The organism is Vreelandella sedimenti (assembly GCF_013416325.1).
GTDB classification, from domain to species: Bacteria; Pseudomonadota; Gammaproteobacteria; order Pseudomonadales; family Halomonadaceae; genus Vreelandella; species Vreelandella sedimenti.
Window position 1 is genome coordinate 202832 of the sequence record NZ_JACCGK010000003.1, and the last position, 15747, is coordinate 218578.

Below are 15747 nucleotides of genomic sequence, written 5' to 3' on the forward strand. Positions count from 1 at the left end.
AAGCGGTGGCTTACTGATCCTCCTCAAAACGGGCGTCGAACAGCGCTTGAATGGCTTCAAGAGCCTGTTCGGCGTCATCGCCTTCGGCGGTGATCTTAAGCTCGGTGCCACAAGGTGCGGCAAGCATCAGCAGTGACATGATGTTGGCGGCGTCGGCAGCCTGTTGCTGTTTGTAGACACGTATTTTTGCCGTGAACTGTTGGCCGCATTTGACCAGTTTTGTCGCCGCGCGAGCGTGTAGCCCGCGTTGATTGGTAAGTGTAAGTATGCGTTCTGGCACCCTGGTTCCTTTTCGCCGAGTGGTGTCATTAATGGATAGACGCGCTTAAGAGGTCTCTCGCCGCTCGTTAGGTGTGGAAGCGCTGACGAGGGGGGCGGCCAACTGTTCGCTTAAGGTGTAGTGCAGGCCCAGCTCGCGGTGGCGAAGTTGAACTTCACCCATGCTAGGAGCCAATTTTTCCGCTAATTTCTCGGCCATATAGACCGAGCGGTGCTGGCCACCAGTACAGCCTATCGCGATAGTCATGTAGCTACGTTGGCTATTCTGGTAAGCGGGTAGCCAACGCTCTAGCCAGGCCAAAATGTCGTCGCTCATGGCATCAACAATCGGATAGCTGCTCAAAAAGGCCACGATGTCCGCGTCGCGGCCAGTGAACTGGCGCAGCGTGGGGTCCCAGTACGGATTTGGCAGGCAGCGCACATCGAAGACCAGGTCGGCGTCTAACGGTACGCCGCGTTTATACCCAAACGATTCCAGCGTTAGCGTTAGCTTGTCGCGCCGCTGATGCGCCACCTGGTCGGTAATGCGACGGCGTAAATCGTGCACCGATAATCGTGATGTATCGATCAATAGGTCGGCAAGATCTCGAATATCCTCCAGCGTCGTCTCTTCTTTATTGATCGCCTCTTCCAGCGTCATTTCGCTATCGCGGGTCAGCGGATGACGGCGACGCGTTGCTGAGTAACGCTCAAGCAGTATGCGCGCATCGGTGGTCAGGTAAATAACTTGAAAGTCGATTTTACGCTGGCGCAACTCGTCTAATAAAGAGGGCAGACGCTCCAGAGCACTTGGCAAATTGCGGGCATCGATACTCACCGCTAAATGTGCCCGGTCGCCCTGGTCACGTAGTTCATCCACCAACGACCCCAGCAACATAGCGGGGAGGTTATCAATCGCGTAATAGCCAAGGTCTTCCAGCGCTTGCAAGGCGATAGATTTACCTGACCCGGAGCGGCCGCTAATGATCACCAGTTGCATAGAGTCTCTCTTTGCTTTGATCAAGCTGCGTTAAGGGTGGTGAGCGAATAACCTGCTGTGATCTTCCCTGAACAGGGTTTCAGACCTTTAGGCCGCTGATTGCTCGCGTATTTTGGCGGTAATCAGCTCAAGCAGTTCGCGCTGGCTGGCTGCTTTACGCAGTTGCTGGCGCGTGTCCGCATCATTCATGATGGTCGCTACCTGCCCCAGTAGTGAGAGATGCGTGTCATCTGCCTCTTCGGGTACCAACAGGACAAACACCAGATCTACCGGGTCGCCGTCGATAGCGTCAAAATCGATCGCTTCAGCCAGTTTTAAAAAACCAGCGATAGGGGCGGTGCAGTGGGGGCTACGCGCATGGGGAATAGCCACGCCGTTACCAATACCCGTACTACCTAAGCGCTCACGGCCGATTAAACGGCTAAACACTTCTTGGCTGTCCAGGCTGGGAATATTTTGGGCGATAAAGGTGCTGTAAAACTCCAGCACCCTTTTTTTGCTGCCCCCGGGGACGTCGAACAGAACGCGTTCCGGGGGGAGTATGGTTTCCAACGTCATTGAATTAACGCACACCGGCGCCTTGGGCGCGAGCTTGTGCTTTTTCCTTGTGTTTAACGAGTTGACGGTCGATTTTGTCCGCTAGCGCGTCGATAGCGGCGTACATATCACTGTCTAGGGCTTCCGCATGTAAGTCAGCACCTGCGGCGTGCAGCGTACACGCGGCCTGCTGGCGCTCTTTCTCCACTGATAAGGTGACTTGCACCGTAGTTATGTTGTCGTAATGGCGCTCTACACGCTCAAGCTTTTCGTTGACATAGTCACGCAAGGCGTCAGTCAGTTCTACGTGATGACCAGTGATATTTACTTGCATTGACGTGCTCCTTATCCATCGGACTGTACTTCGATTGTAACCCTTTTTGCCGCGTTGCAAAGCCCTTGTCGAGAGTTTCCCTGAAACGTTAACGCGGTTAGCGCAAACGACGCCGTTCACTCGAAGAGGGAATGCCCATGGCTTCACGGTATTTCGCCACCGTACGACGCGCCACTTGAATCCCTCCTTCGCCTAATAGTGTTACTAAGCGGCTGTCTGAAAGCGGCTTGCCGGGCGGCTCCTCTTGAATCAGTTTCTTGAGTCGTGCACGGATAGCGGTACTGGAGTGGCTGTCGCCATCTTGACCGCTCACCTGGCTTGAGAAAAAGTATTTGAGTTCAAACACACCGCGGGGTGTATGGATATATTTTTGCGTCGTTACCCGTGAAATAGTCGACTCGTGCATCTCCACGGCTTCGGCAATGTCGGCCAATATCAGTGGTTTCATGGCTTCTTCGCCGTGCTCTAAAAAGCCAATCTGACGGGTAATGATTTCGCGACCAACACGCAGCAGCGTATCGTTTCGGCTAGAGAGGCTCTTGATCAGCCAGCGCGCTTCCTGGAGGTGCTCTTTGAGAAACTGATTATCCTGACTTTTGTCCGCACGCTTAATCAGGCTGGCATAGTCGGGCTGAATGCGCAGTCGTGGCAGGGCCTCGGGGTTGAGCTCTAAATGCCAGCCTTCATTGTCGTGGCGGACGACTAGATCGGGGGTGACATAGCTGTCGTCGGTGTCGCCGTAAGCGCTGCCTGGCCTTGGGTCTAGGCTGCGAATAAGCAGGATGACATCGGCCAGCTGTTCATCGTCGAGCCCTAGGCGGCGTTTCAGCAGGCGCATATCGTCTTTGCCAAGCGCTTCGAGAAACTGCCTCACCAAGCGGCGGGCGGGAACCAGCAGTGGCGTATCATCGGGGAGAGCAGCGAGTTGCAGCATCAAGCATTCACGCAGGTCACGGGCAAATATGCCGGTCGGCTCAAACTGCTGGAGCTTGAGTAGAATGGTTTCCACCTCGCGCTGGCTAAGCCCGTCAATGCCCTGGGCACGAAGCCCTTCGCGGATGTCGTTGAGCGGCTGGGTCAGGTAGCCGTTGGCGTCTAGTGCGTCGATTAAACTTTCCGCGACAAGCTGCTCACGCGCGCTAAAATCGGTCATGGCGAGTTGCCACAGCAGGTGGCCATGAAGACTCTGCCCGGCTGCCTGACGCTCAAAGTCGGGGCCTTCGCTGCTGCCCCCCTGGCTACCCATATCTTGATAGGTATCTGACCAGTCGCTATCTACCGAGAGCTCAGTAGGGATGCTCTCTGACCACTCTTCTTCCTTAGGCTCGCTGACAGCCTGTTCACTAAACTCATCTTCCTGCTCCAGCATGGGATTGGCATCAAGGGCCTGCTGAATTTCTTGACGAAGATCCAGCGTAGAGAGTTGCAACAGCGCAATGGCTTGCTGCAACTGGGGCGTCATGGTCAGCTGTGTGCCGATACGCAGTTGGAGAGAAGCTTTCATGACCATCTGAGAACCACTCGTTAATCAGAATGCTCCACCCTAGTGCGAGTGAGTGCTTGGCGCAAGTGCAATAAGCATGCCATTGGTAGTAAAGTTGTTTTAAAGCGCTATTTAGGGGCTATTAAGGCAAAAACATTACAGGCGAAAATCGGCGCCCAAATAAACATCCCTTACTTTTTGGTTGGTGAGAATCGAGGTGGGTGAGCCACTGGCGATGATTTGCCCATCGCCGACGATATAGGCGATGTCGCAAATGTCTAGTGTTTCACGCACGTTGTGATCGGTGATCAGCACGCCGATATGGCGCTGTTTCAGTGCACGAATGATGGTTTTAATCTCACCTACCGAGATGGGGTCAACACCCGCAAAAGGCTCGTCGAGTAGAATAAAAGCGGGTTCTGTGGCTAGCGAGCGGGCTATTTCTACCCGCCTGCGCTCGCCGCCCGAAAGGCTCATGCCCAGGTTGTCGCGAATATGGGTGATATGGAAGTCTTCGAGTAGCGCTTCCAAACGCTGTTCGCGGTCGCTGCGGTTAAGCTCTTTGCGGGTCTCGAGTATCGCCATAATATTCTCGGCAACCGAGAGTTTGCGGAAAATAGACGCCTCTTGAGGTAGATAGCCAATCCCCGCGGCTGCACGCTCGTGCATGGGGGCACGCGTTAAATCCACATCGTCGATACCCACCTTGCCAGCGTCGGATTTGACCAGCCCAACAATCATATAAAATGAGGTGGTTTTGCCCGCGCCGTTGGGGCCCAAAAGGCCAACGACACTGCCTTGGGATATTTCCAAATTGATGTCTTTGACCACTCGGCGGCGTTTGTAGCTTTTAGCCAGGTGGTGAGCATAAAGGGTTTTGATCGGCGCAGTGTCAGCAGTTACCACAGCTAGGCTCCCTATTGTTCAGGCTGAAGGGTCATGCGTATGCGCTGGGGCTCGCTGCCGTCAACGTCAGAGCGCGCTTGAATCACTTCTCGGTCAATAAAATACTCAAGACGACCGCCGCTAAAGGTGTCCTCTTGCTGGGTCAGTTCGGCTTGGTCGATCAGCTCTACGCGACGCTCGGCGACGTGATAAATAATCCGCCGCGCCCAGCCTTCCGTGGGCCCTTCTTGATCTTCGCCTTGATGGCGCAAGTAGGCGCGCTCACCGGTGGCGGTGGCTGTCGAGAGCTCGCCCGCGTCGTTACGTTCGATCTCTACCCGCTCGCCGCGTAATTGCATTTCGCCTTGGCGAATGTCTACATCCCCAGTGTAAACAGCTGTGCCTGCCCGCTGATCAAGATCTAAACGGTCGGCTTCCACTTCCACTGGGGCTTGTTGGGAAGATGAGTTGGTTTGGGCTAACACTGATAAAGGTATCGCTAAACCGAACAGTGCAGTGTAGAGCAGGGCTGGGGAAATCATGGCTTTCATGGCGTTTCCTATTAGCGTTGTGTGGCCGGGGGGTGCGTGCCGCGCACATTATCCGTTAAGCGAACCTGGCTGGTGTTAAGCCAAACGTCCATACGTGAAGCGCTCATTTGCTGTGGTGGTTGCTGCATCAATACCGGTGTGTCACTCCAGGCATGCTGCTCAAGGCCATCGTAGTGCAGTAGCTCGGTATCTAGCTGCCAGCCTTCATCTGGTGCAAATAGCCGAGCCGAACCTGACAGCAGCAGGGCTTGGGTAGCGGTATTGAGCGTGCCTACATCGGCGCTGGCCAGCCACTGACGGTTTTCGCTGTCATACAGTACTGCCTCGGGCTCTTCTGTCCAGGTTTCGCTTCGCTGCGGGGTATGTATAAGACGCGGTGTTTTTAGCGACTGCATGACACTGCCGTTATCACCGAATAGGGTAATCTCAGCATTTTCCAGCACGTGGCCAGGTTCCTGAGCCTGTGCGTCGGGATCGATGCTGGTGTCTTGAGGCCCGCGGGGGTCAAGCCATACCAGCAGAATCCCTAGCGCGATGACTAGCCCGGCTAACCAAAGGCGTACTTTAAAGCGTTTAAACATTTACGTGCGGCCGTGCAAATAGGTGTCGAGCACCGCGCCCCAGTGTCCTTGAGATTCAAGCAGCGTATCGCAGATCTCACGCACGGCACCATGGCCACCCAGGCGTTCGGTAGTCCAGTCGGCGTGGGTGTGCATATAATCCGGTGCGTTAGGTACGGTAATGCCGACGCCGCATCGTTTGATCGCCGCTAGGTCGGGTAGGTCGTCGCCACAATAAGCCACTTGGTCTAGTTCAATATCGAGGCGCTGGCAGAGCCCGCGCAGTGTGACCAGCTTGTCTTCACAGCCTTGGTGAACATGGTCAATGCCGAGTGCTGCCGCGCGTTGGCTAACCATGGGAGAGTCGCGCCCGGTAATCAACGCTACATGTACGCCCACGCGTTTGAGAAGCTTTAGCCCGTGGCCATCCTGGGTGTGGAATGCTTTGATTTCGATACCATCGGCCTGAAAGTAGAGGCGTCCATCGGTGAGGACACCGTCAACATCCAGTGCTAGCAGGCGTACACGGCGGAGTCGGTCGAGTAGCGAGGCAGGTAGGGTCATAGAACCTCCATATCAATCAGTTCGTAAAGCAGGTCGTGTTGGCGCCGCTGGGTTAAATAACGCCGCTGGCGAGCAGGTCGTGCATATGTAGAGCCCCAATAGGGCGCTGTTGTTCATCAACCACCGCTAGCGCGGTAATACGGCTTTCTTCCATGATGCGTACCGCTTCGGCCGCCAGGATGTCGGGGCCTATGCGTTTGCCCGGCCGGGTCATGACATCATCAACGCACACGTCGCGCAGATTATGGAATTGATCCAGCGTGCGGCGTAGGTCGCCATCGGTGTAGACCCCCGCTAATCGTCCCTCACTATCCACTACGCAGGTAAAGCCAAGCCCTTGCCGGGTAATTTCGAGTAATGCGTCGCGCAGCGGGCTGCCCAATGCGACTTGGGGCAGGCGTGCGCCGTCGTGCATTAGGTCTCTAACGCGTAGCAGTAAGCGCTTGCCCAAACTGCCACCAGGGTGGGAGAGGGCAAAATCTTCAGCGGTAAAGCCGCGTGCTTCCAGTAACGCAACCGCCAGTGCATCACCCAGGGCGAGGGCAGCGGTGGTGGAACTGGTAGGGGCGAGATCTAGCGGGCAAGCCTCACGCTCAACGCCACTGTTTAGGTGCGCATCAGCGTGCTTGGCAAGCGTGGAGTGGGGTCGCCCCGTCATGCTGACCAGCGGTGTACCCAGGCGTTTAAGTAGTGGTAGCAGAGCAGTGACTTCGGCAGTTTCGCCCGAGTTAGACAGCGCCAGCACTACATCTGCGCGGGTAATCATGCCTAGATCGCCATGGCTGGCTTCGCCGGGGTGAACGAAAAAAGCCGGCGTGCCGGTACTGGCAAGTGTCGCCGCTAGCTTTCCAGCAATATGTCCCGACTTGCCCATACCGGTCACCACTACACGACCTTGGCAGGCGAGAATTAGCTCACAGGCGCGATCAAAGCTTTCGTCTAGCTTAGCCTGAAGGCCTCCAATCGCTGCCTGCTCGATTTGTAGCGTACGCAGTGCGCTTTCACGTAGCAGGCTGGAGGGGGCGATAGGCTGGCGCATAGCGTTTTCTCTTAACAAATGAAAATATAAAAGTAGTAACCGGTAAGAATAACATCTCGACACCTCTAATAGGCAGTAATTGAGGTGACTACCCAGGGCTATACCCGCATCACCAGTGCCGAAGAGCAGGTTTAGGCGAGGATAAGCAAGCCTTTGTAACTTTGATAACCCTAAACAATAGCAAAGCCCATTCGTGCAGTAATGGCTTGTAGCGTTATAGTACAATGTTCGATAATGTTTTAGAAACGCTGTTTTCTAACTGCGATAGCCGCAAGTAGGGTATGCTATGCAGCTTTAGTCGCGCCTCGTTAAGAGTCAACTGATCCATGACAGATGCACCCTTTATAGAAATTGAAGAGCTTTACTTTTCGCGTGGTGATCACGAAATTTTCCGTGGCGTGAATATGACCATACCGCGGGGTAAAGTAACCGCGATCATGGGGCCAAGCGGTACTGGTAAGACCACGCTACTGAAGCTGATCGGCGGCCAGCTAACCCCGGAAAGTGGTCGAATACTCATTGATGGACAGGATGTTCATCAACTGTCCCGCAAGGCGCTATTCACGCTACGCAAGCGGATGGGAATGCTGTTTCAGAGCGGTGCGCTGTTTTCTGATTTAGATGTGTTTGAAAACGTTGCCTTTCCGCTGCGGGTGCATACGAACTTGCCCGATACCATGGTGCGTGACCTGGTGTTGCTCAAGCTACAGGCGGTCGGCCTGCGCGGAGCGCGACACTTAACACCTGCGGAGCTGTCCGGAGGGATGGCGCGCCGGGTCGCGTTGGCTCGTGCGGTGGCGCTGGATCCAGAGCTGATTCTGTATGACGAGCCGTTTGTTGGTCAGGATCCCATCTCTATGGGCGTGTTGGTACAGCTAATCAAGCGCCTTAACCAAGCGCTGCAGCTAACCTCGGTAGTGGTTTCCCATGATATCAAGGAGACCTTGAGTATTGCGGACTATCTCTACCTGATCGCCGATGGCCAGGTGGTGGCTCATGGCACGCCGCAAACCTTGGACACAAATCAAGACCCCCGAGTTAGCCAGTTTATTCATGGCGAACCCGATGGTCCGGTGCCATTTCACTACCCCGCTGAGGCGTTTTATCGCGATATTCTGGGTGAGGCTCCGGTTAAATAGAACCGCTAGGGTGGGTGGCACAATGCGCTTAAATGCACCAATGCAGGGTAAATAAAGGGCAGAGTTAATGCAGTCAAAGTTCTCTAACAGCGCCGCACGTGTTACACGGCTGGGGCGCCGAGGGTGCGACTTAATGGAAGCATTGGGTCGAGCTGGTGTGTTTCTATTCCAGTCGGTGGTTGGCGTGCCTTCCCGGGAAGGCTGGCGATTATGGTTGCACCAAATGCACTTTGTTGGCGTGCTTTCGTTAGCCATTGTCTTGGTGTCGGGGCTGTTTATTGGCATGGTGCTGGCACTGCAGGGCTATACCATTTTGGTCGATTTCGGGGCTGAGCAGGCGCTGGGACAAATGGTGGCACTGTCGCTATTGCGGGAGTTAGCCCCAGTGGTGGCTGCACTACTATTCGCTGGCCGGGCGGGATCTGCGCTTACTGCTGAGATCGGTTTAATGAAAGCGACAGAGCAGCTCACCAGCATGGAGATGATCGGCGTTGACCCACTGCGCCGCGTGGTGGCGCCACGACTATGGGCGGGCTTTGTGTCACTGCCTATTTTAACGGTTGGGTTTAGTGTAGTGGGCATCTGGGGTGGCTACTTGGTGGGCGTGGAGTGGCTAGGCGTCTTTGAGGGCTCTTACTGGAGCAACATGCAGGCCAATGTGGCCTTTATCAGTGATATCGGTAACGGCATGATCAAAAGTGCCGTATTTGCTTTGGTGGTGACCTGGATCGCGGTATTTCAAGGTTATGATTTGGTGCCCACTTCTGAAGGCATTTCCCGCGCTACTACGCGCACGGTGGTGTATTCGTCGCTTGCAGTATTGGGGCTTGATTTTGTGTTGACCGCCATTATGTTTGGCGGCCTTTAATGGCTGGAGCAGTTTCATGAAACGCAGTAAAACCATGGAGTTCGGTGTGGGTCTGTTTATGGTGGCGGGCATTCTGGGACTGGTGTTCCTCGGCCTACGTGTGAGTGGACTGACGCTCTCAGCGCCCACGCAGTCGTTTCAGCTAGAGGCCAACTTCGCCAATATTGGCAGTTTAAAACCCCGTGCCCGGGTCACCATGGCAGGTGTGACGGTGGGGCGGGTCGAAGCCATTGAACTGGATACGCAGTGGTTCGATGCGCGGGTCGTTCTTAGTCTGGATAGCGAGCTTGAAGGGCAACTCTCCAAAGACTCGATTGCCTCGATCCTGACCGCAGGCTTATTAGGTGAGCAGTACATTGGCCTTAGCGTGGGCGGCGATCCTGAAATGCTGGAGGATGGCGATACGATTCGCGACACCCAGTCGGCACTGGTGCTGGAAGAACTTATCCAGCAGTTTGTGTCCAATATGGCAACTAACTAGTGTTTCAAACGGCAGACACTAATCCAGTGTAATAACGGGCCCAGTGCAATACCGGGTGGGGAGATGATGGTTATGAATGGAGTGAACTTGATGATGGGTCGTTGGTTATTGGTGGTAATGATGCTGGCAGCGTTAATGGTGCCACTGCAGTCACAGGCGCAGTCTCAGACACCTGAAGCGATGATTCGCGATAACGTTGAATCGTTAATGAGAGATCTTGAAGGCCGTAAAGATTATTACGCCAACAACCTTGGCGAACTCGAAGAGCTGGTGGATAGTAATCTCGATCAAGTGGCTGACTTCCGCTACATCGGTGCTAGCGTGATGGGCAGCTATTTTCGCAACGCTTCGCCGGAACAACGTAGCCGTTTTGTTGATGTATTTCGTCAAACGTTGATCGATACCTATACCCGTGGGCTGGTGACGTTTGATTATGATGAGCTACGGGTGTTGGATGCCCAGCAGGCTCAGCGCTATGACGACCAGGCCAGCGTTGCCATGGAAGTAGTGGCCAATAACGGTGAGGTGTACCCCGTAAGCTATAGCTTGAGACTCTCCGATGGCGAATGGCGGGTGGTTAACGTGATCGTTAACGGTATTAACCTGGGTTTGACGTTCCGTAATCAGTTTGACCAAGCCATGCGCGATAACAACCGTGATTATGACGCGGTTATTGACGGGTGGTCGCCTGAAGTGGGCGTTGAAGAGCTTGAGCAGGGAGGAGATGCGTGACAGTGCTGTTTTCACGCCCCGGTGTAACGGTTAGTGTAGAAAACACTACCTTGCTGGTGGAAGGTGATGTGGAGGTATCATTGGCGGCCGATTTGGCAGCCAGTGGTGTTAAATGGCTCAAACACACTGAGCTAACTTCGCTCGGCTTAGACTTTAGTCGCGTTGAAAAAGCCAGCAGTGCTGCCATTAGCGTGCTGTTTGAATGGCTACGAATTTGTCGGCAACGCGGTATCCATATCCAAGCCATTCTTTTTTCAGCGCCGCTACGTCGACTTGCCTCCTTGGCTGAATTGGATGCTTTGATCGATCAGCCTGCGGCTACTTTGGCCGTTTAACGCCCCGGCATCGCCAAGCGCACTGCTTTTCTTTATTATGTCGACCCAATTGTTCATTAATAACGATGACCCCAAAGGAGTTTTCTGCGCCATGCAACCCAATGAGGTAAAAGCACTGCTTGAATCCCGTATCGACGGATGCCAGTTCCATATCCAGGGTGAAGGCTGTAACTTTCAGGTGATTGCGGTTGGCGATGCCTTTGAAGGTCTCTCTCCGGTCAAACGTCAGCAGCTTGTCTACGCTGCGCTGAGTGATGAGATCGCCTCGGGTGCGCTCCACGCTATTAGCATCAAAACGTTTACTCCGGCGCAGTGGCAAACTGCACCGGAAAACGTTCAATAACGGTCGCCCCATGGATAAATTAATCATTACCGGCAATGGATCGGTAGACGGTGAAGTGTGGGTGAGTGGCGCTAAAAATGCGGCATTGCCTATTCTGTGTGCCAGCCTGTTGGCCGATGGCCCCGTGGTGATTGGTAACTTGCCGCACTTGCAGGATATTACCACCACCTTAGAACTGCTCGGTCGCATGGGCGTTGAGCCGGTGATGGGCGAAAAGCTGAGTATTCAGTTGGATGGCTCCCAAGTCACTCAGTGTCACGCACCGTATGAGCTGGTTAAGAAAATGCGTGCCTCGATCCTGGTGTTGGGTCCTCTGCTTGCCCACTTCGGTAAAGCCGATGTATCGCTACCCGGTGGTTGTGCCATTGGCTCGCGCCCAGTGGATTTGCATATTCGCGGTTTAGAAGCCATGGGGGCGGAAATTCGCGTTGAGGCTGGCTATATCCGCGCGCGGGTGGACGGTCGTCTAAAAGGGGCAACTATCTACTTTGATACCGTGACAGTGACCGGTACCGAAAACCTGCTGATGGCGGCGACCCTAGCCGATGGCAAAACCGTTCTGGAAAACGCTGCCCGCGAGCCTGAAATTGTCGACTTGGCTGAGTGCTTGATCAAAATGGGCGCTAAAATCAGCGGCCAAGGCACTGACACCATTACTATCGAAGGCGTCGAAAAGCTGCACGGTTGCGAACATGATGTCATGCCCGACCGTATCGAGACAGGCACCTTTCTGGTTGCCGCCGCCATGACTGGCGGACGGGTGAAGGTTAAGCGCACCCGGGCCGATATCCTGGACGCGGTCATTGCCAAGCTGGAAGAGGCGGGTGCGGAAGTTACCAGTGGTGACGACTGGATCGCTCTGGATATGCACGGCAAGCGTCCTAAGGCGGTGAATATTCGTACTGCGCCTTATCCAGCGTTCCCTACCGATATGCAGGCGCAGTTCGTGGCCATGAACGCTGTGGCCGTGGGGCACTCTCGGGTGGTCGAGACGATCTTCGAAAACCGCTTTATGCATGTTCAAGAGCTTAACCGCATGGGCGCCAATATCGTGCTGGAAGGCAACACCGCCTTGATTGAGGGGGTCGAGAAGCTTTCCGGTGCGCCAGTAATGGCAACCGATCTGCGCGCGTCGGCTTCGCTGGTGATTGCGGCCATGATGGCTGAGGGAGAAACCCTAGTAGACCGCATCTATCACATCGACCGCGGCTACGAGTGTATCGAAGAGAAATTGCAGCTGCTGGGTGCGCGCATTCGCCGTATTCCTGGCTAGACCATTTCTACTGAGCCCCTGCACGCTAATAACTACTGGGCAACACGATGAGTAAGCAACTGATTTTAGCCCTCTCGAAGGGCCGTATTCTGGAAGAGACGCTGCCACTGCTGGCCGATGCGGGTATCACGCCCGTAGAAGATTTAAGCAAAAGTCGTAAGCTGCTATTTGATACCAACTTGCCCGACGTAAAACTGGTCATTATCCGTGCCACCGACGTGCCCACCTACGTCCAGCTGGGGGCGGCCGATGTCGGTATCGCAGGTAAAGATGTGCTGCTTGAGCACGGTGCCGAAGGGCTTTATGAGCCGCTGGATTTGGAAATTGCCCGCTGTAAGTTGATGACCGCGGGTGTGACCGGCCAGTTGCCAGCCCGTGCCCGGCGTCGGGTGGCAACGAAATTTGTTAACGTGGCGCGACGCTACTACGCCGAGCAGGGAATTCAGGCCGAGGTGATCAAACTTTATGGCGCTATGGAACTGGCGCCGTTAATGAACCTCGCCGATGAAATTGTCGATATCGTCGATACTGGCAATACCCTGCGGGCGAATGGTATGGAGCCGCGTGAGCTTATTGCCCATATCAGCACCCGGCTGGTGGTGAATAAGGCCGCCATGACCATGAAGCATGAGCGTATTAAGCCGTTACTAGAGCGCTTGAACAGTGCGGTCAAAAAGCGTCAGACCCAGCTTGCCGAATGATGTGAGGTGACCCATGAGTGAACCCATGAGCAAACAGACGACTGCGACGATTTCACGCCTATCAACAAGCGATGATGCCTTTAACCATCGACTTGATGCGCTGTTAGATTGGGAAGGGGTGTCTGATAAAGCGGTGCAGGCGCGGGTCGAAGAAATTCTTGCCAGTGTAAAGCAGCGCGGCGATGTGGCGGTAGTGGAAGCTACGAATCGCTTTGACCGGCTTTCGGCTACCTCAATGGACGAATTGCAGCTAACGCCCGAGCAGTTGAAAAGAGCGTTTGATAACTTGCCTGCTGAGCAGCGCGAGGCGCTTTCCAGCGCCGCCGAGCGGATTAAGCACTACCACGAGCGTCAGAAGCCCAGCTCCTGGCAATACGAAGAAGCAGACGGCACCGTGCTGGGTCAGAAAGTTACCCCGCTGGAGCGCGCCGGTATTTATGTCCCTGGCGGCAAAGCTGCCTATCCCTCGTCGGTGCTGATGAATGCGATTCCTGCCCATGTGGCCGGCGTGCGCGAAATCGTTATGGTCGTGCCTACGCCGGATGGCGTGCTCAATGAGTTGGTGTTGGCAGCGGCCCACCTTGCGGGAGTCGACTATGTGTTTACCATTGGTGGCGCTCAGGCCGTAGCAGCACTTGCTTACGGCACTGAAAGTGTTCCTCGAGTCGATAAAATAGTTGGGCCGGGCAATATTTATGTGGCCACGGCGAAGCGTGCAGTATTTGGTCAAGTGGGAATTGATATGATTGCCGGGCCCTCGGAGATTATGGTGGTTTCCGATGGTCAGACTGATCCCGATTGGCTGGCAATGGATCTATTTTCTCAAGCCGAGCACGACGAAGATGCCCAGGCGATCTTGGTGAGCTGGGATGCCGGGCACTTAGATGCTGTGGAGTCGTCAATTGAGCGGCTGCTGCCGACCTTGGAGCGCGAACAGATCGTGCGTGAGTCGCTGCGTAAGCGAGGAGCGTTAGTGCTCTGCCAGGGCGCCCAAGAAGCGATTGCGTTGATTAATCGGATTGCTCCTGAGCACCTGGAACTTTCGGTGGCTGCCCCCGAGACATGGTTAGACGATATTCGTCATGCCGGTGCAATCTTTATGGGGCGTTACACCGCCGAGGCGCTGGGTGATTACTGTGCTGGGCCAAATCATGTGCTGCCTACCTCTGGCACGGCGCGCTTCTCTTCACCGTTGGGGGTTTACGATTTCCAAAAACGCTCTTCGATTATTCACTGCTCCGCAGACGGTGCTTCTGAGCTGGGCAAAATCGCCTCGGTATTAGCGCGGGGTGAATCACTCACCGCCCATGCCCGCTCTGCGGAGTACCGGATTCGCGATTGATACTGCCAATACGCTTTGCGCTACGCCAGCGCGTTTTGTAAACAGGCTACGAGTCGCGTGGGCCAGGAGTCTCCTCATTAATTGGGATGGTAGGGAGTGGGCGTTCGCCCACTTCGAGGGTCATCTCCATGCGTTCGCCGCTACGGACGATGGTGAGCGGTAGCGAGGTGCCGGGTTCGATAGAGGCGATTTCACTCATCGTGGTGCGGGCATCCAGAATAGGCTGGCCATTGACAGAGAGAAGTACATCGCCTGGCTCTAGCCCCGCGTCCGCTGCGGGCCCTCCGCTGACAACCCCCGCGACGATCACCCCTTGAGGTGTTTGCAGTCCAAAAGAGGCTGCCAGTTCCCGTGATAGCGCCTGCGCTTCAATGCCTAACCAGCCACGAATGACCCGTCCTTGAGTGACCAGTTCATCCAGAATGCTGTGGGCAAGGTTGGCGGGAATGGCAAAACCAATGCCTTGGGAGCCACCTGAGCGCGAGAAAATAGCCGTATTAATGCCGACCATGGCGCCCTCAGGATTGACCAGCGCGCCACCTGAGTTGCCCGGATTGATAGCCGCATCTGTTTGAATAAAGTCTTCATAGGCGTTTAGCCCTAAATGATTGCGCCCCGTGGCACTAATAATGCCCATGGTGACCGTCTGACCGACACCAAAAGGGTTGCCAATAGCGAGCGCTACGTCGCCTACCGCTACGTCGGCGGAGTCTGTGAGTTCAATAACTGGCAAATCGTCCAGGTTAATTCTTAGCACGGCTAAATCACTTTCAGGATCTGTGCCGATCACCTCCGCCAGGGTTTCGCGTCCGTCACGCAGAGCGACCTGGATTTCATCGGCGCCGTTGATGACGTGATGATTGGTCAGTACGTAACCGTCCTCGCTGACAATAACGCCAGAGCCCAAACTTGAGAGCATGCGTTGATGGGTCGTCGCGTCATCGCCCTGGCTGTCAAAAAATTGCTGGAAAAAAGGGTCTGACATCAGCGGGTGTTGGTCGCGTTCAACGATGCGTGAAGAGTAAATATTAACCACCGCAGGTGCGGCTTGCTCCACTGCCTGAGCATAGCTGACGGGCCCTTCGTTACGAGACAAGGGGGCTGCCTGATGAATTTCAGGAGCAGGGCGGCTAGGGTTGGGCTCTACGACTGTTGGCGTCGTCGAGATAACCGGCGCAGAGATTTGAGGGACTTGAGGCGAGGAGTCACGAAACGGGTTGGGCAACTGCTCGGGGAGTGCAAAGAGAATAACCACAGCGAGCAGTACGCCAGTGATAACAGGCCAGAGGTAAGGCAGCACGTAGCGTCGCATGCAATCAATT

Annotated in this window: 20 protein-coding genes; 9 read left to right on the forward strand and 11 right to left on the reverse strand. The window is 55.0% G+C overall.

Annotated features, from left to right (window positions below):
• Window positions 1–10: 10 nt before the first annotated feature.
• The 10 genes from HZU72_RS04445 to HZU72_RS04490 form a co-directional block, all read right to left on the reverse strand.
• Window positions 11–280: an HPr family phosphocarrier protein gene (locus HZU72_RS04445; RefSeq protein WP_180090717.1), complete on the reverse strand. Its 270-nt coding sequence runs from the start codon at window positions 278–280 to the stop codon at window positions 11–13.
• Between the two features lie 45 nt (window positions 281–325).
• Complete coding sequence (rapZ, locus tag HZU72_RS04450; protein WP_180090718.1) at window positions 326–1258, reverse strand: RNase adapter RapZ; 933 nt, start codon at window positions 1256–1258, stop codon at window positions 326–328.
• Window positions 1259–1345: 87 nt separating this feature from the next.
• The gene (locus HZU72_RS04455; RefSeq protein WP_180090719.1) at window positions 1346–1816 is read right to left on the reverse strand and encodes a PTS sugar transporter subunit IIA; all 471 of its coding nucleotides are present in this window, start codon (window positions 1814–1816) and stop codon (window positions 1346–1348) included.
• Window positions 1817–1820: 4 nt separating this feature from the next.
• Window positions 1821–2129 (reverse strand): ribosome hibernation-promoting factor, HPF/YfiA family, encoded by a 309-nt coding sequence (hpf, locus tag HZU72_RS04460; protein WP_007114683.1) that lies wholly within the window; start codon window positions 2127–2129, stop codon window positions 1821–1823.
• A gap of 97 nt (window positions 2130–2226) precedes the next feature.
• Window positions 2227–3639 (reverse strand): RNA polymerase factor sigma-54, encoded by a 1413-nt coding sequence (locus HZU72_RS04465; RefSeq protein WP_180090720.1) that lies wholly within the window; start codon window positions 3637–3639, stop codon window positions 2227–2229.
• Between the two features lie 129 nt (window positions 3640–3768).
• Window positions 3769–4518, reverse strand: a complete 750-nt coding sequence (lptB, locus tag HZU72_RS04470) for an LPS export ABC transporter ATP-binding protein (protein ID WP_180090721.1) — start codon at window positions 4516–4518, stop codon at window positions 3769–3771.
• Window positions 4519–4529: 11 nt separating this feature from the next.
• The gene (lptA, locus tag HZU72_RS04475) at window positions 4530–5048 is read right to left on the reverse strand and encodes a lipopolysaccharide transport periplasmic protein LptA (RefSeq protein ID WP_180090722.1); all 519 of its coding nucleotides are present in this window, start codon (window positions 5046–5048) and stop codon (window positions 4530–4532) included.
• A gap of 11 nt (window positions 5049–5059) precedes the next feature.
• Window positions 5060–5629: an LPS export ABC transporter periplasmic protein LptC gene (lptC, locus tag HZU72_RS04480; RefSeq protein ID WP_180090723.1), complete on the reverse strand. Its 570-nt coding sequence runs from the start codon at window positions 5627–5629 to the stop codon at window positions 5060–5062.
• Window positions 5630–6172: a KdsC family phosphatase gene (locus HZU72_RS04485; protein WP_180090724.1), complete on the reverse strand. Its 543-nt coding sequence runs from the start codon at window positions 6170–6172 to the stop codon at window positions 5630–5632.
• Between the two features lie 52 nt (window positions 6173–6224).
• A complete protein-coding gene (locus HZU72_RS04490; RefSeq protein WP_180090725.1) occupies window positions 6225–7211 on the reverse strand; it encodes a KpsF/GutQ family sugar-phosphate isomerase in 987 nt (328 codons plus the stop codon).
• Between the two features lie 326 nt (window positions 7212–7537).
• On the opposite strand from HZU72_RS04490, the gene HZU72_RS04495 reads away from it, so the two are divergent.
• From HZU72_RS04495 to hisD, 9 genes are all read left to right on the forward strand, one after another.
• Window positions 7538–8350 carry an ATP-binding cassette domain-containing protein gene (locus tag HZU72_RS04495; protein WP_180090726.1) on the forward strand — a complete coding sequence of 271 codons (813 nt, stop codon included), beginning with the start codon at window positions 7538–7540 and terminating at the stop codon, window positions 8348–8350.
• 67 nt (window positions 8351–8417) lie between these two features.
• Complete coding sequence (gene mlaE / locus HZU72_RS04500; RefSeq protein WP_035539165.1) at window positions 8418–9218, forward strand: lipid asymmetry maintenance ABC transporter permease subunit MlaE; 801 nt, start codon at window positions 8418–8420, stop codon at window positions 9216–9218.
• A gap of 16 nt (window positions 9219–9234) precedes the next feature.
• Window positions 9235–9699, forward strand: coding sequence for an outer membrane lipid asymmetry maintenance protein MlaD (gene mlaD, locus HZU72_RS04505; RefSeq protein ID WP_022523930.1), 465 nt, complete (start codon window positions 9235–9237; stop codon window positions 9697–9699).
• 90 nt (window positions 9700–9789) lie between these two features.
• Window positions 9790–10431 (forward strand): MlaC/ttg2D family ABC transporter substrate-binding protein, encoded by a 642-nt coding sequence (locus HZU72_RS04510; protein ID WP_371829534.1) that lies wholly within the window; start codon window positions 9790–9792, stop codon window positions 10429–10431.
• On the forward strand, window positions 10428–10766 hold the full coding sequence (locus HZU72_RS04515) for an STAS domain-containing protein (protein WP_180090728.1): 339 nt from the start codon (window positions 10428–10430) through the stop codon (window positions 10764–10766). The genes HZU72_RS04510 and HZU72_RS04515 overlap by 4 nt, the downstream gene beginning before the upstream one ends.
• Window positions 10767–10857: 91 nt before the next feature.
• A complete protein-coding gene (locus tag HZU72_RS04520) occupies window positions 10858–11109 on the forward strand; it encodes a BolA family protein (protein ID WP_007114696.1) in 252 nt (83 codons plus the stop codon).
• A 10-nt stretch (window positions 11110–11119) separates the two neighbouring features.
• Window positions 11120–12382, forward strand: coding sequence for a UDP-N-acetylglucosamine 1-carboxyvinyltransferase (gene murA / locus HZU72_RS04525; RefSeq protein ID WP_027959090.1), 1263 nt, complete (start codon window positions 11120–11122; stop codon window positions 12380–12382).
• Window positions 12383–12429: 47 nt separating this feature from the next.
• Window positions 12430–13083 (forward strand): ATP phosphoribosyltransferase, encoded by a 654-nt coding sequence (gene hisG / locus HZU72_RS04530; protein WP_180090729.1) that lies wholly within the window; start codon window positions 12430–12432, stop codon window positions 13081–13083.
• A gap of 25 nt (window positions 13084–13108) precedes the next feature.
• Window positions 13109–14425: a histidinol dehydrogenase gene (gene hisD, locus HZU72_RS04535; RefSeq protein ID WP_235975982.1), complete on the forward strand. Its 1317-nt coding sequence runs from the start codon at window positions 13109–13111 to the stop codon at window positions 14423–14425.
• A gap of 46 nt (window positions 14426–14471) precedes the next feature.
• Here the strand turns inward: hisD and HZU72_RS04540 are convergent, their stop codons facing one another.
• Window positions 14472–15737: a Do family serine endopeptidase gene (locus tag HZU72_RS04540; protein ID WP_180090731.1), complete on the reverse strand. Its 1266-nt coding sequence runs from the start codon at window positions 15735–15737 to the stop codon at window positions 14472–14474.
• Between the last annotated feature and the right edge of the window lie 10 nt (window positions 15738–15747).